The following is a 15395-nucleotide window of genomic DNA, read 5'->3' as shown; positions in this document are numbered from 1 at the left end:
TCAGCACCGCACGGAGGCGGATCTGCCGTCAGAGCTCGGGGTGAAGATCGCGGACCGGACTGACGGACTCGAGCAGAGTTGCTACGTGCAGCAGCGTGGACTTGGCGTGCCAGACGGCGGCGATCTGTACACCGATGGGGAGCCCGTCGGGGCTGGTGCCGAAGTGCATCGACAGTGCGGGCATGCCGGCGATGTTGAACTGCAAGGTGACGCGCACCCCCACGGTCGCCAGTCCCGGCCCCGAGACCGAGCGAAGGGTCGACTCCCGGGGGGCCGCGTACGGGCCGTTCTGCGCGCCCTCAGGCCGTCCCGACAGGGCGAGTGAGGCGTCACAAACCGAGCCCGAGAACTCAAGTGAGCCCAAAGTGAGCCTTTAAGAGGCCCTTTCTCGGGACTCACCGCCTGAGAGCCCAGTTCACATCAGCGCAGGTCAGAGCCGGTTTTCGTCAGCACAGCGACGCACTCGACGTGGTGCGTCATCGGGAACAGCGCGAACGCCCGCAGGCCGACGAGGTCGTACCCGCGCGCCGCGAACGCGAACAAGTCGCGGGCCAGCAGCGCCGACATCAACGATTTGGTCGGTCTCGTCCTGATCGCTCACACCCAGTCGGTAGACCTTGGCGAACGACGGGGCGTGGGCCATGAGCAGCTCGCGGGGAGCACGACGCCACGCCCAAGCAGCGCCCCGGTTTTGTTCGCGGCAGTACGGGGGCCGGCGCACCTCAGGGCAGCGGACCACGATCCAGCGCCGGGGACGCGGAGTTCTCCTGGTCGCTCAGCCAGCCGTCGAGGCGCGCCTTCGTGGAATCAGAGCCCACGAGCGACAGGAATGCCCGGCCTTCGTTGCGGAATCCATCGGCGGTCCTGGCCCGCCCGCCCGCCAGGGCGCGCTTGGCGGCCCGCAGCACGGACGGTCCGATCTGGGCGAGCCGCGCGGCGAGCTGAAGGGCACGATCCACTGGGTCATCGGCGAGGAGCTGCACCAAGCCCATCCGGTGCGCCTCGGTCCCGGAGATGAGGTCGCCACTGAGCACCAGCAGTGCGGCGTCGCCGCGGCCGACCAGCTCGGGCAGTCGCTGCGTTCCACCGGCTCCAGGGAGGATCCCCATTCGAGTCTCCATCACGCCGAGCAAGGCGTCGGGAGCAGCGATGCGTATGTCAGCTGCCACGCTCATCTCAAGGCCTCCACAGCTCGCCTGCACCGGCACGGCAACGATCACGGCACTCGGGTAGTTCTCGATGGCGCTGATCGCCTCGACCCACGGAGCCCAATCATTGATTGGTCGGCCGTTCGCCATCTCACGGACCTCGGTGAGGTCTGCGTGCAAGACATCGAGCACGAGGATGAGGACGGGCGGCGCTTCACGGTCCGCCCGCGCCGCAAGAAGCGCTGCCAGATCTGCGGCGTCACCAATCGTGACGGTACGTCGCGGACCACCGTTGAACCGCAACATGCAGATGGCGCCATCCCTTTCGACGACCCAGCGGTCGGAGTCATTGGTCATTGTCAGCGCCTTCCGGTAGTCGATGTCGCTTCGGCTCGAGTCGACACCGGACACACGATGGAGCAACCTCGACAGATGCGGCCTGCGTATCAATGAAGCTTAAATCGGGACATTAACACACTGTCCGTTTGGTTACAGTTTTGCTAAAGTGCCCATTCTGTCGGCTCCTGGTCGCGCTCAAACATCCCTCTCCCGCCCGTAAACATACAACTGTTTGGAACGGTCATGGACATGAATATCGAAGTGGGTGTCGCAGTCGTCACGGGCGCCGGGCGAGAGCGTGGTATCGGGCGAGCCATAGCGCTACGACTGGCATGTGACGGGTTCGCCGTCGTCGTCCACGAACGATCCGGGGAACGATCAAGTCTGCTCCCAGCCGAGCAGGCCAACGGCTGGCGTGGAGCGGCCTCCGTGGTGGACGAGATCGAGGCCCAGGGTGGCCGCGCCTTGGCAAGCCGCGGTGACCTCACGGAGCGGGCGACTGCCGAACAACTCAATGCTGTGGCCGGCGAACTGGGACCGCTGGCGGTACTGGTCAACAACCACGGCAGCGCGGGCGAGGCGAACACCTACATGGCCCACGAGACCCCGGACGACCTGTGGGACCGAACGGTGATGACCAATCTGACCAGCCTGCATCGGCTCACATCGGTCCTCGTCCCCACGATGGCCGCGAGCAGCGCCCCGCGGCGGTCCATCGTCCACCTCTCGTCGACTGCGGGCCATCGGGTCCTCGGGCGCTACGCAGCCTACTGCGCCTCGAAGGGTGCCGTGGAGCGCTTGACCGAACAGCAGGCGCTCGAGCTGGCGCGCCACCAGATCCGCGTCAACTGCGTCGCCCCCGGAATGACCCCCACCGACATGATCGATGGAACCCTCGCCCGGGCCGCGGCCGCCGCCAACGTCGATGTCGAGACCATCCAGAAGTCGGCACTGCGGGGCATTCCGCTGCGACGCCTTGCCGCCGCCTCGGACATCGCAGGCGCCGTCTCTTTCCTGGTCGGGCCGGACGCCGGCTTCGTCACAGGACAGATATTGACCGTCGACGGCGGGATGTCGTTGTGATGCCCGCATGGCAAGTCGCACGATGGTTTCGCGAGGCCTGTCCCAATTGTCCGCCAAACTGAGGAGTGCCTGAGATGGATGTTCGAGGACTGATGCGCCAATCGGCCGTGTTCAACTCGCGACGACCCGCGATCGTGCACGGCGATGTCCGGTTGACCTATGCCGAGGCTTGGGAGCGCGGTCTGCGGATGGCCAACGGTCTCCTTGCTCTCGGACTCCAGCCCGGCGACCGGGTCGGTGTGCTGGAGGACAACTCGATCGGTGCGCAGGACATGTTCGCAGGCGCAGGCGCAGCGGGCCTCGTCCGCGTTCCCCTCTATGCCCGCAACTCCGTCGAGAGCCACAAGTACATGCTCGAGCACACCGGCTGTCGGGCCGTGGTGGTCGAGGAGCACTACCGCGACGACATCGAAGCGATCCGCGACGAACTCCCCGAGCTCGAGCACGTGTTGGTCCGCGACCACACGTACGAGCAGTGGCTGAAGTCTCAGTCCCGCATCGACCCGGATGTCCCCATCGATCCTGACGACACGTACATCATTAGGCATTCCGGAGGCACTACCGGGCGGCCGAAGGGCGTCGCATACACCCACCGTTCCTGGCTCGCCGCAGGCCGCGACTGGTTCTACAACTTCCCGCCGATGCAGGCCGGGGACCCGTGCCTGCACATGGGACCGATCTCGCACGGGTCCGGCTACCTCTACACGCCGACGTGGTTGTCGGGCGGTGTGAACATCCTTCTCGACCAGTTCGACCCGGATGCGGTCATTGACGTGATGGCAACTGAGCGCGTCTCGTACATGTTCTGCGTCCCGGCCATGTTGAACGCGCTGACACGGCTCCCGGCTGCCCGGGAGCACGACTGGGCTGCCCTCAAGGTGATCCAGCTCGGAGGGGCGCCGGTCACGGACAAGACGGCTCTCCTCGCACGCGAGATCTTCGGACCCACGCTCTACCAGGGCTACGGCCAGACCGAAGCGCTCCCGGTCTGCATGATGGGCCCGCAGGAATGGTTCTCCGACGTGGAGGGATCGAGTCCGCTGCGCTCCGCGGGTCGAGCACTTCCGTTCGCCTACCTGCAGATCCGAGACCCGGACAACTCGTCCGTCGTGCTGGACATCGGGTCCGAGGGCGAGATCGCGATCCGCTGCGACGGCCAGATGTTGGGCTTCTGGAACAACCCCGACGCCACGGCAGAACGAATGACCCAGGACCAGTTCGTGCTCACCGGCGACATCGGCAAGCTCGATCAGAACGGTTATCTCTACGTCCTCGATCGCAAGGACGACATGATCATCTCGGGCGGCTTCAACATCTGGCCGGCCGAACTGGAGAACGTGATCCAGGGACATCCAGCGGTGGTCGAAGTGGCGGTGGTCTCGGTGCCGCACGTGCGCTGGGGCGAGAGCTCGCTCGCACTGTGTGTGATCGAAGAGGGTGCAGCCGTGTCGGAACAAGACATCATCGACTTGTGCGCCGACCAGTTGGGGTCTTACAAGAAGCCCAGCGCAGTTCAGTTCCGCACCACCCCTCTGCCGAAGAGCCCTGTGGGCAAGGTGCAGCGCAAAGTGCTCCGCGAGCCATTCTGGGAAGGTCACGAGCGTCGAGTGTCAGGCAACTGACGCTGCGCGGGCCGTCGGCCTGGGCACGATGGTGGCGCGACAGCGGGTGCGGACATTGAGCCCGAGGTGGCGGCAGACCTCGGCCCACTCGTCGGTTCGCCCGGCCAGGCGCCGACGAAGCACTCGGCGGGGTTTGTTGGACCAGATCTAGGTCCACACGTTGCACGGGCCATCGAATTCGCCTACGCGATCGCCGTGGTCGCGCCGGTCACGGCACGCGCGGCCTCGGTGGTCCAGGACCGGACGCTCAGGGTGGACGGAGGCAGTTCACTCTGAATCCACCATCGATCTGCAAGACAGCCCACTGTGATGCTTGACACAACGCCTGTTGTCCCATTCGATGTCTCTATTCCAAACCGTTCGTTTGGTTACCCGAGACGCAGGAGAATCGTTGTGACGAAGAAAAGGGTCCTCGCGGGAATCACCACCGGCTTGTTGCTCGCGGGTGGACTAACCGCATGTGGCAGCTCCACCGAGAGCAGCAGCAAGGGTGCGCTCTCCGTCAAAGCAGGTGTCGTCGGTCCCAAGACGAACCCGGCTTCGCAGTACTGGACCGAGCTCGAACGAGGAATCGAGTTGGCACAGGATGAAGCCGAGGAGCGCCACGGAGTGACCTTCGACCTCGTCAAACGTGACGACAAGGGCGAGCCGGAAACCGGCGCGCGCCTCATCCAGGAGCTCCTCAACCAAGAACAGGTCGATGTGCTCTTCGGCCCCTCCCTCTCCGGTGTCGCTCTCCAGGTGGCGCCCGTGATTCAGCGGGCCAAACGCCCGTGGATGACCGGCGCCCCCGCGGCCGACGGAGTGCTCGACTACTCCACGCAGCCGAACTGGGGCTTCCGCACCAACTACAACAATTCCCAAAACATCGAAGCCGTGGCCAACATCGCCTTCGGCGACGACAAGACCGTCGGCATGATCTACGGGACCGACGGATTCGGACAGGCCGGCTACGACGCCGTGGACGCCTATGCGAAGGCGAATGGCCTCAACCTCGTCCGCGCCGAGGGCGTCGACCCCGGGTCAACCTCGATGACCGCCCAGGTGAACACCCTCAAGAAAGCCGGAATTGACACAGTCATCGTCTGGTTCACCACCGGGGCCGATCACGCCACCATGATGAGGAGCATGGCGCAGGTCAGTTACGACCCCGAGATCGTGGCAACCGCGACAATCCTTGACCCGGCTTTCACCGAGCTCTCCAAGCCTGCCGAGTGGGACACCACTGTGTTCGCTGCGCCGATCGACTTCGAGTCGCCGGAAGTGACTGAACTGGCGAAGCGATACGAGGAGAGGTACGGCGAGAAGCCACTCATCCTCACAGTTGTCTGGGCTCTCTATGCATCGACGCTGTCCTACGCGGCGGCCGTCGAAGAGGCCGGTGACTCGAGCGACTACGCAGCCGTGAGGGATGCGCTCGAGGGCCTCGACTCCATCGAGATTCTCGGCCAGAAGTTCGACAAGCCCTTCTCCGCGAAGGACCACGAGCTGTTCACGCCGGAGGACTGGATCGCCTATGAGTTCGACGAGTCCGGCACGGTCGTCAAGGCTGACTGACACGCGCCCGCCCATCCAATGGCCTGATCTCCTGAGGAGCACCCATGGACTCCGTCCTCGTCGGCATCACACTCGGCGGACTTTACGGACTGGTCGCGCTTGCGTTCGTCCTGACCTTCCAGACCACCAGGACACTCAATTTCGCATTGGGTGAATTCATCACGGCCGGTGGTTTTGCCTTCTTGGCCGCGGTGGCACTCGATCTCCCGGCCTGGTTGGCCGTGGTCATCGCAGTCCTGGTGATCGGCCTGTTGGGGATGGTCACCGAGCGCATCGTCGTCCGGCCGTTCAACTCCGGGCCGCACGACATCCGCTGGTTCCTAACCACTGCGGGTCTGTCGCTCATCATGCTCGACCTCCTCCGCAACTCGGAGGGGTCGGGGACCAGGGCCCTGAACGGGATCGGGGTCGAGGGGTTCACCTCGATCGCAGGGACCAAGGTCAGCTCGCAGTTCCTGCTGATCCTGGCCTTGGCGATCGGGGTGACCCTCGCCCTCACCTGGTTCACCCAGCGCACGACCCTCGGCACGATCTTCCGTGCAGTGGCCGAGGACCGGGAGACGGCATCGCTGATGGGCCTGAGTCCCGGCCTCGTCGCTCTCGGCGCCTACGCGATCGCGATGAGCATCGCAGCGGCCGCTGGCATCATGTACAGCGCCGAGGTCGGGTTGTCGATCGGAACCGGTCAAGGACTCCTCGTCGCCGGATTCGCTGCGGCCATCCTGGGTGGCCTGGACAGCATCCCGGGGGCCATGGTGGGGGGCCTCGCCTACGGCGTGTCCACCGTCGTCGCCACGGACTGGCTCGGCACCGCCGTCGGCGGCGTCATCGGGTTGGTCGTCACCGTCCTCGTCCTCGCCGTCCGCCCCCAGGGCCTGCTGGGCCGCGTCGTCATGGAGAAGGTCTGATGTCTGACAACCTCACCGCACTGCGTCGAGACCTCCTGCGCCGCGACGCACTGGTGCTGGTCGTTGCCCTGGCCCTGGCTGCGTTCGCCATCCTGCCCGGGCTGGGTGGCGACCCTCTCACCATCTCCCGAAGCCAATCCATGGGCTCGATCGGTGTCGCACTAGTCGCCGCGTGTGGCCTCAACCTGCTCGCAGGCCATGCCGGCCTCATCTCGTTGGGCCAGGGCGCCTTCGTGGCCATCGGTGCCTACGTCAGCGCTTGGGCACTACTCGAGACAGGTCTCCCCTGGCCCCTCGCCCTCATACTCGCTGTCGCTGCCTCTGCAGCCGTCGGAGCGGTGCTTTCCCTGGCCGCGGCCCGCCTCTCCGGTCCGCAGGTCGCCATGATCACTCTCGCGTTCGCGGTGATGGTGCACAGGCTGTTCGTCGAACTGGAGATCTTCGGGCGCTTGGCCGGCTACCCAAACACCTCCAACCACGACACCTCCCTGCTCGACCCGATCAAGATCGGCGGCACCGCGCTCGAGCCACCTCTCTTCGCCGGCACCGGCCCCTTGGTGATGCTGCTGGTCGGCCTGATTGCGGTCCTGTCCTTCCTCGCCTACCGCAACCTGGCCGAATCGGCCTGGGGACGCAGCTTGCGCGCCCTGGCCACGAACGAGATCGTCGCCTCGCACATCGGCATCAATCCCCGTGGACGCAAGACGGCCGTCTTCACCGTGGCCGCGACCTTCGGCGGTGTGGCCGGCACAATGCAGACCCAGCTCCAGGCACACCTCCAGCCCGAGTCGTTCACCTTCACCCTGAGCCTGAACCTGATCATCATGGTGATCCTCGGTGGCGCAGGACGCCTCTACGGTCCGGTCGTCGGCGTGTTCGTGCTGATGACGCTCGAACACTCCCATGCCATGCAGAGCATCGTGGAGTTTCAGCAGGAGAACCTGAGCGACACCTGGTTCCTGTCCGAGGAAGGGCTCACCGGCCTCCTTCTCATCCTCACCCTGGTCTTCCTGCCAAGCGGCCTCGTTGGCGGGGCGCAAAAGCTGTGGCGCCGATTCCGTACGCGCAACACCCCCGCGGGGGCGCAGCCGGACGCGGAATCCCTCGACATCGATGCCACGGTCCGGGCCACGGCCCAGCGCCAGGCCTCGTGTGCGATCGACCTCGACGAGCACGACGAAGTGATGCAGTTACGCGACGTGACCCACAACTTCGCCGGCCTCAAGGCCGTCGACGACATGCAGTTGACCCTGCGCGAAGGCACCATCCACGCCCTCGTCGGCCCCAACGGTGCCGGGAAGACGACCCTGGTCAACCTCACCACCGGGGTCTACCCCCTGCAGGCAGGGGCCACGGCCCACATCCTCGGCAAGCACGCCAACGGCCTCCCCCCACACGCGATCTACCAGCTCGGGGTGGCCCGGACCTTCCAGACCCCGCAGCTCTTTCACGGCGAGAGCGCCCTGGTCAACGTGATGTCCGGACTCGACGCGAAGCTCGGGCAGTCGTTCATCGCCACCCTGCTGCGGTTGCCCAAGGTGCGTCGTCTCGAGGCCGAGGCACGTCACCGCGCGATGGAGCTCCTCGAGCGCCTCGGGATCGAGGAGCACGCTGGGACCCCGGCAGGCGAGCTGCCCTATGGGCTCCAGCGCTCCGTCGAGCTGGCCCGCGCCCTGGCAAGTGACCCCAAGATTCTGATCCTCGACGAGCCGGCAGCCGGGCTCAACCCGTCTGAGACATACCAACTGGGGACCACCTTGGAGGCGATCGCCGCCACGGGCGTCGCGATCTTGCTGGTGGAGCACGACATGAGCCTGGTCATCCGCGTGGCGGACGAGGTCACCTGCATGGAGCGCGGCGCCAGGATCTATCACGGCGACGCAGCCGGACTGCAGCAGGACCAACGAGTTCTTGCCGCCTACCTCGGGGACGGACACGTCACCATCCAGGGCAAGGGGAGCCGGAATGCTTGAGGCAATCAACATCGTCAGTGGCTACGGTTCCGTCAACGTCCTGCACGGTGTGGACGTGACTCTGTCGCGCGACGAGGTCGTCGCCGTGGTTGGCGCCAACGGCGCGGGCAAGAGCACGCTCGCTCGCACCCTCGCCGGCCTGCTGCCGCTCAGGTCTGGACAATTACGGCTCGCCGACGAGGAGATCGGATCGAAGTCGTCGAACGCCCGGGCCAAGGGAGGGCTGATCATGGTTCCCGAGGGGCGGCGCCTCTTCGCCGGGCTCACCGTGCGCGAGAACATAAACCTCGGCCGGTCCGCCGTGGGCAAGCGCTCCTCGGACCCGGACCCGGCCGAGGTCCTCGGTGACATCTTCCCGATCATCCGCGAGCGTGAGCACCAGCGTGCTGGTCTGCTCTCGGGCGGAGAGCAGCAACAGGTCGCCCTGGCCCGGGCACTCGCCGGCCGGCCGCGTTACCTCCTGCTCGACGAGCCCTCGCTGGGCCTGAGTCCGACGCTGACCACCCAGCTGTTCGAGACGATCGCCAAGATCCGGGAGTCCCTCCCCGTGGGGATCCTGCTCATCGAGCAAATGGTTGACCGCGCACTGGCACTCTCGGACCGGGCCTACGTCATGGAGCGGGGTCGGGTCGTCCTCTCCGGGACCGCAGCCGACGTCGCCGCGTCCAGTGAGGTGCAGCGTGCCTACCTCGGCGACGTCGAGGTGGCCCCTTCTGCACCCGACGAAGGCGACGCGAGCAGCTGATGGGCGCAGCCCGGAGTTGTGAGAACAGAACCATCCAGAGCCTTGCCGCCATCCTCGTAACCAACCTTATGTTTGGTTATGTGCCGTCGACCGTGTGCAAGGGATACCGCGTCGTGGACGAGCGTCCGCGCGCATGATGGCGAAGGGAACCACGACAGATGAGGATTTCCTCCAAGGTGGCACTGGTCGCGGGCGGCGCCTCTGGCCTGGGCCGCGCCACAGTCGTCCGCCTGCAGGCAGCCGGCGCCACCGTGGTGGTGCTGGACCTGCCCTCTTCCGCAGGACAGCAGCTCGTCGGGGAGCTCGGCAAGGACAACCGGTTCGTCGCCGGCGACGTGACCGACCCCGAGGCCGTCCAGGTCGCGGTGGACAGTGCTGTCGCCCTCGGCCCGCTGGGAATCGTGGTGAACTGTGCCGGCATCGGTCTGGCACGGCGTGTGGTGGGGCGCAGTGGGCCGTTCCCCCTCGACTCCTTCGAACACGTGGTCCGCGTCAACCTGCTCGGCACCTTCAACGTGCTCCGCCTCGCTGCCCAAGCGATGGCCGACGGACCGGAAGAGGACGGAGAACGTGGCGTTGTGGTCAACACAGCCTCCGCTGCCGCATTCGACGGACAGATCGGCCAGGCCGCCTATTCGGCCTCGAAGGCCGGGATCGCCGGCATGACACTCCCATTGGCCCGTGACCTCGCCCGCCATCTGATCCGGGTCAACACGATCGCGCCGGGCTTCTTCAGGACACCACTGGTGGACCTGCAGCCCGAAGAGGTCCAGGCATCGCTCCTCGACCAGGTTCCCCACCCGAACCGTGCGGGCAGTCCAGATGAGTTCGCCGCACTGGTCGAGCACATCGTGGAGAACCCGATGCTCAACGGTGAGACCATCCGCCTCGACGCAGCCATGCGCATGGGCGCCCGCTGACCCGATCCACGAAGACTGCGAAGGAGCATTCATGGCAGAGCACGTCCAAGGCCACCCCTCGACCCACGGCGACTCCTATCAGCTCAACACCACCAACATCTACCGGCAGGCCGTCACGACGCACGGCGAGCAGGAGATCGCCCACCGTGACGCAGCCGGGACCTGGCACTCGACCACGTACGCCGAGACTTGGGCCCGGATCAACCGCACCGCCAACGTCCTGGTCGGCCTCGGCGTCCGTCCGGGAGACGTCGTCGGCATCCTCGACTGGAACCACCTGCGCCACTTCGAGCTGTACTGGGCGATCCCGGGCACCGGTGCCGTGATGCTCCAGATGAACCTCCGCCTGGGCATCGACGACCTCGCGTACGTCGTCGAGCACTCCGGTGCGGCCGTGGTCTGCGTTGACGAGAGCCTGCTCAGCCAGGCCGAGGAACTCGTCGAGCGCTGCCCACGGGTGCGTCGCTGGGTGGTGATGAGCGACCGCCCTCTGTCCGAGATCAGCACCACCCTCCCGGACCCGGTGGAGCACGAGGCGTTGCTGGCCGAGTCTGCGGACACCTTCGCGTGGCCTGTGATCAGCGAGACGTCCGCCTACAGCGCCTGCTATACGACCGGGACCACCGGCCGACCGAAGGGCGTCTTCTACTCCCACCGCGGCATCGTCCTGCACACCATGATGTGGGCCGCGGACCAGTCCGTGACCGACCGCGACACCGTGTTGCTGACGACTCCCATGTTCCACGCCCAGTGCTGGGGACTGCCTCAGGTCGGGGTTCAGGCCCGCAGCCGCATCGTCCTCCCGGGTCGATATTCTGCCGAGGAGATCCACATCCTGGCCGATGCCATGGTCCAGTTCGACGTGACGGTGACCAACGGTGCACCCGCCATCTTCGCCCCCATGCTGGACCACCTGCGGTCGCTCGACGAGGCGCCCGATCTCTCCCGGCTCCGGATGATCTCGGGCAGCACCGAGCCGCCACTGAGCCTGATGCGTGGATACGAGGAACTCACCGGTGCCCGGATCATCCACGGGTACGGAGCCACCGAGACCACTCCGTTGGTCACCAGCAACCGGGTCAAGCCTTCCCTGGACGGCGTCCTCGACGAGGAGGGCCTGTGGGACCTGAAACGTTCCCAAGGGCTGCCCGTTGCCGGGGTGGATCTGCGCCTCCTCGGCCCGGACGGGGAGTTCCTCCCCCACGACGGTGCCTGTGTCGGCGAGGTCTGCATACGCGGGCCCTGGATCACCGAGAGCTATTGGAAGGTGGACCCGAACCCCGACCAGTTCCACCGCGGCTACTGGCGAAGTGGCGACATCGGGGCGATCAGCCCTGAGGGTTACCTCAAGATCACCGACCGCCTCAAGGACGTGATCAAGAGCGGAGGTGAGTGGATCTCCTCCATCGACCTGGAGAACCTCCTCCTCGAGCATCCCCAGGTCCACGAGGCCGCCGTCATCGGTGCGCCCCACGCGCAGTGGCAGGAACGGCCGCTGGCCCTGGTCGTGCCGGCCCCCGGGCAGGACCCGGACGAGCAGGAGTTGCGCGCCCACCTGGCCAAGCGCTTCGCCAGGTGGCAGTTGCCCGACCAGATCCTGATCGTGGCGAGCCTCCCCCGCACCGGAGTGGGCAAGGTGGACAAGAAGTCCCTGCGCGCCGCCCACGAGGATGTCTACTCCTGAGCTCCCGCCCGCTGGTGCGGCCGTGGAGGCGCCGAGAGCGAGAAGAAGCCCGCCAAACTCCTCTCCGGTGGCAAACCGCAGACCCCCAAGGGTGGCCGTTTCGGGGTTCAGCCGGGAACTGCCAGAAGACATCAGCGCAGGTCAGAGCCCGACTTCGTCAGCACCGCGACGCACTCAACGTGGTGCGTCATCGGGAACAGCGCGAACGCCCGCAGGCCGACGAGGTCGTAGCCGCGGGCGGCGAACGAGGCCAGGTCGCGGGCCAGCGCCGCCGGGTCGCACGCCACGTAGACGATGCGGCGCGGAGCGAGGTCGACGATCCCCTGCACGGCCTTCTTGGCGCCGGTGCGCGGCGGGTCGAGCACGATGACGTCCGCGTTCTCACCGAGCGCGCCCTGTCGCAGCGCGCGCTCGACCGTCTCGGCGACCAGCGTGACCTGGGGGAAGTCGTGCAGGTTGCGCCGGGCGTCGCGGGATCCACCGGGATCGGACTCGACGCTCAGCACCGTGCCGCTCTCCCCCACCTCGTTGGCGAGGAAGGTGGTGAACAGGCCGACACCGGCGTACAGGTCCAGGACGGTGTCCCCGGGTCGGGCCTCGGCCCCGGCCAGGACGGCATCGACCAGCGTGGAGGCGGCCTGCGGGTGCACCTGCCAGAACCCCGATCCCGAGACGCGGAACCGCGCGTCCTTGACCTGCTCGGTCACCGCTCCGCGTCCCCCGCGCACCGTGCCGTCGGTCGCGACGACACCGTCCACCTCAGCCTCGACCTCATCGCTGATCGACGCGTCGGTGACGAGCAGCCGGTCCCCGGTCGACGACACGATCGCCTCGACGGTGTCGTCGTCCCACGTGCGTCCCAGCACCTGCGGCAGGTCCGGATGGGCGATGAGGCAACGGTCGACCGGGACGATCTCGTGCGAGCGGTGCTTGCGCAGTCCCGGCCGCCCGTCCGCATCGACAGCGAAGTGGACGCGCGTGCGCCAGTCCAGCGCATCGGGCTGGACCGCCTCGACCTCGCCGTCCCAGGTGATGCCGGCGAGGCGCCGCAGCTGCTCGCGGACGACGTCGCCGAGCAGTCCGCGCTGCACCGCCGGGTCGACGTGCTGGAAGTCGCAGCCACCGCACCTGCCCGGCCCGGACCACGGGCACGGCGGCTCGACACGTCCCGGCGCCGCCTCGATGACCTCGACGGCATCGGCACGCAGGAAGCTCTTGGTGCGCTCGGTGATCTCGATCCGCACCCGCTCCCCCGGCAGCGCATGACGGACGAACACGACCTGACCGTCCAGCCGGGCGACGCAGTGGCCGCCGTGGGCGACGGGACCCACCTCGACGATCGTCATGACTGGTCCCGGAATCCGCGGCGGACGTCACCGGGTGCAGGACGTTCCTTGGCCAGCTTGGCCTTGGCCCGGCTGGCCGAGCTCAGCTGGTACGGGACGCTCGTGACCATGACACCGGGCACGAACAGCAGCCTGCCCTTCAGCCTCAGTGCGGTCTGGTTGTGGAGCAGCTGCTCCCACCACCTGCCGACGACGTACTCGGGGATGTAGACCGTGATGATGTCGCGGGACCCTTCCTTGCGGAGCTGCTTGACGTAGCGGACGACGGGACGCACCAACTCACGATACGGCGAGTTGATGACCTTCAGCGGGATCGGGATGGACAGCTCGTCCCACTGCTTCATCAGCTGGACGGTGCTGGCCTGGTCGAACTCGACGGTCAGCGCCTCGATGGAGTTGGGACGCGACACCCGAGCGTAGGCCAAGGCCCGCATCGTCGGCTTGTGCAGGCGGCTGACCAGGACGATCGCGTGCACCCGGGCCGGCAGCGTGACGTCGGAGTCGTCGATCTCCAGCTCCTTGGCCACCCGCGCGTAGTGGCGCCCGATGCTGCGCATCAGCAGGAAGATCACGATCATCGCCGCGATCGCGATCCACGCGCCGGCCAGGAACTTGGTGACCAGCACGATGACCAGCACCGTCGCAGTCATGGCCAGGCCGATCGTGTTGACCGCGCGGGAGCGCTTCATCCGGGCGCGGGCCTGCGGATCGGTCTCGGAGCGCAGGTGCCGGTTCCAGTGCTTGATCATCCCCAGCTGACTGAGGTTGAACGACACGAACACACCCACGATGTACAGCTGGATGAGCTTGGTGACCTCGGCGTCGAAGGCCTGGATCAGGACGACCGCGGCCAGCGCGAGCAGGATGATGCCGTTGCTGAACGTCAGGCGGTCGCCGCGGGTGTCGAGCTGGCGGGGCAGGTATCCGTCCCGCGCCAGGATCGAGCCGAGCACCGGGAATCCGTTGAAGGCCGTGTTCGCGGCGAGCACCAGGATGATTCCGGTGCACGCGATCGTGAAGTAGAACAGCGGCGTGAAGTCGCTGTAGAGCGTCTTGGCGAGCTGGCCGATCACGGTGTCCTGCGTGTAGCTGTCGCCCACCGGGCGGCCGTCCCGCAGCAGCTGCGTCGCCGGGTCCTCGACGAAGCGCAGCTTCATCAGGTCGGCCAGCACGATGATGCTCATCAGCATCGTGATCGCCAGGGTGCCCAGCAGCAGCAGGGTCGTCGCGGCGTTCTTGCTCTTGGGCTTCTGGAACGCCGGCACGCCGTTGCTGATCGCCTCGACGCCGGTCAGGGCGGCGCAGCCGGACGAGAAGGCCCGCGCCAGCAGGAACACCATCGCGAACCCGGTGAAGCCCTGCTCGAACTCGCCCTCGGGCGCGATGTCGTAGGCCGCGCTCGGCGCCTGGGGAAGATCACCGAACAGGTAGCGGGCATATCCCCACAACCCCATCAGCAGGATCGAGACCATGAAGAGATAGGTCGGTACCGCGAATGCCTTGCCCGACTCCTTGGTGCCGCGCAGGTTGATCGCCATCAGCAGGAGCACCAGCACGGACGCAGCTGTCGCCTCGTGCCCGTTCAGCCACGGCAGGGCAGACGTCGCGTTCTGCACACCTGACGAGATCGACACCGCCACGGTCAGGACGTAGTCGACCAGCAGTGCGCTGCCCACCGTCAGACCCGCCGTGGGGCCGAGGTTGACCGTCGCGACCTCGTAGTCGCCGCCACCACTGGGATAGGCGTGCACGTTCTGCCGGTACGACGCGACGACCGTGAGGAGCACCAGCGTCACCGCGATGCCGATCTTCCAGTTGAAGCTGTACGCCGACAGACCACCGATCGACAGGGTCAGGAAGATCTCGTCAGGGGCGTAGGCGACGGACGACAGCGCATCGCTCGCGAACACCGGCAGCGCGATCCGCTTGGGAAGAAGGGTTTCCCCCAGCTGCTCGCTGCGCAGCTTGCGCCCGACCAGCGCACGCTTGGCGACCTCGGTGACTCCCACGAGGTTCGATGCTAGACCTCACAGGGGCATCGTACCCAGAGACGTGCGCACCCGGACCCGC

Annotated in this window: 13 protein-coding genes; 8 read left to right on the top strand and 5 right to left on the bottom strand. The window is 66.7% G+C overall.

From position 1 onward, the window contains the following. Nucleotides 1-28: 28 nt before the first annotated feature. The 3 genes from NQV15_RS07600 to NQV15_RS07590 form a co-directional block, all read right to left on the bottom strand. The gene (locus NQV15_RS07600; RefSeq protein ID WP_306459367.1) at nt 29-184 is read right to left on the bottom strand and encodes a hypothetical protein; all 156 of its coding nucleotides are present in this window, start codon (nt 182-184) and stop codon (nt 29-31) included. 236 nt (nt 185-420) lie between these two features. Further along, nucleotides 421-567 carry a hypothetical protein gene (locus NQV15_RS07595; RefSeq protein WP_306459366.1) on the bottom strand — a complete coding sequence of 49 codons (147 nt, stop codon included), beginning with the start codon at nt 565-567 and terminating at the stop codon, nt 421-423. 155 nt (nt 568-722) lie between these two features. Continuing rightward, on the bottom strand, nt 723-1505 hold the full coding sequence (locus NQV15_RS07590; RefSeq protein ID WP_232399216.1) for an enoyl-CoA hydratase/isomerase family protein: 783 nt from the start codon (nt 1503-1505) through the stop codon (nt 723-725). A gap of 231 nt (nt 1506-1736) precedes the next feature. Between NQV15_RS07590 and NQV15_RS07585 the strand changes: the two genes are divergently transcribed. The 8 genes from NQV15_RS07585 (at nt 1737) to NQV15_RS07550 (ending at nt 11979) form a co-directional block, all read left to right on the top strand. Beyond that, a complete protein-coding gene (locus NQV15_RS07585; protein WP_232399215.1) occupies nt 1737-2570 on the top strand; it encodes an SDR family NAD(P)-dependent oxidoreductase in 834 nt (277 codons plus the stop codon). A gap of 74 nt (nt 2571-2644) precedes the next feature. Then, on the top strand, nt 2645-4192 hold the full coding sequence (locus NQV15_RS07580; protein WP_232399214.1) for a class I adenylate-forming enzyme family protein: 1548 nt from the start codon (nt 2645-2647) through the stop codon (nt 4190-4192). A gap of 393 nt (nt 4193-4585) precedes the next feature. Next, nucleotides 4586-5749 carry an ABC transporter substrate-binding protein gene (locus NQV15_RS07575; protein WP_232399213.1) on the top strand — a complete coding sequence of 388 codons (1164 nt, stop codon included), beginning with the start codon at nt 4586-4588 and terminating at the stop codon, nt 5747-5749. A 44-nt stretch (nt 5750-5793) separates the two neighbouring features. Beyond that, nucleotides 5794-6657, top strand: a complete 864-nt coding sequence (locus tag NQV15_RS07570) for a branched-chain amino acid ABC transporter permease (protein WP_232399212.1) — start codon at nt 5794-5796, stop codon at nt 6655-6657. After that, nucleotides 6657-8630 (top strand): branched-chain amino acid ABC transporter ATP-binding protein/permease, encoded by a 1974-nt coding sequence (locus NQV15_RS07565; protein ID WP_232399211.1) that lies wholly within the window; start codon nt 6657-6659, stop codon nt 8628-8630. Before NQV15_RS07570 ends, NQV15_RS07565 begins: the two co-directional genes overlap by 1 nt. Further along, the gene (locus tag NQV15_RS07560; RefSeq protein WP_232399210.1) at nt 8623-9375 is read left to right on the top strand and encodes an ABC transporter ATP-binding protein; all 753 of its coding nucleotides are present in this window, start codon (nt 8623-8625) and stop codon (nt 9373-9375) included. The genes NQV15_RS07565 and NQV15_RS07560 overlap by 8 nt, the downstream gene beginning before the upstream one ends. A gap of 176 nt (nt 9376-9551) precedes the next feature. Beyond that, on the top strand, nt 9552-10295 hold the full coding sequence (locus NQV15_RS07555; RefSeq protein ID WP_306459365.1) for an SDR family NAD(P)-dependent oxidoreductase: 744 nt from the start codon (nt 9552-9554) through the stop codon (nt 10293-10295). Between the two features lie 31 nt (nt 10296-10326). Beyond that, the gene (locus tag NQV15_RS07550; RefSeq protein WP_232399208.1) at nt 10327-11979 is read left to right on the top strand and encodes a long-chain-fatty-acid--CoA ligase; all 1653 of its coding nucleotides are present in this window, start codon (nt 10327-10329) and stop codon (nt 11977-11979) included. A gap of 131 nt (nt 11980-12110) precedes the next feature. Here NQV15_RS07550 and NQV15_RS07545 read toward each other — a convergent pair whose 3' ends face one another. Both NQV15_RS07545 and NQV15_RS07540 read right to left on the bottom strand, forming a co-directional pair. After that, entirely contained in the window at nt 12111-13325 is a 1215-nt protein-coding gene (locus tag NQV15_RS07545; RefSeq protein WP_232399207.1) for a class I SAM-dependent RNA methyltransferase, read from the bottom strand. Further along, on the bottom strand, nt 13322-15334 hold the full coding sequence (locus tag NQV15_RS07540; protein ID WP_232399206.1) for an APC family permease: 2013 nt from the start codon (nt 15332-15334) through the stop codon (nt 13322-13324). Before NQV15_RS07540 ends, NQV15_RS07545 begins: the two co-directional genes overlap by 4 nt. Between the last annotated feature and the right edge of the window lie 61 nt (nt 15335-15395).

The organism is Aeromicrobium wangtongii (assembly GCF_024584515.1).
Lineage (GTDB): Bacteria > Actinomycetota > Actinomycetes > Propionibacteriales > Nocardioidaceae > Aeromicrobium > Aeromicrobium wangtongii.
The sequence above is the reverse complement of the archived record's forward strand: the minus strand, read 5'-3'. Positions and strand labels throughout refer to the sequence as shown.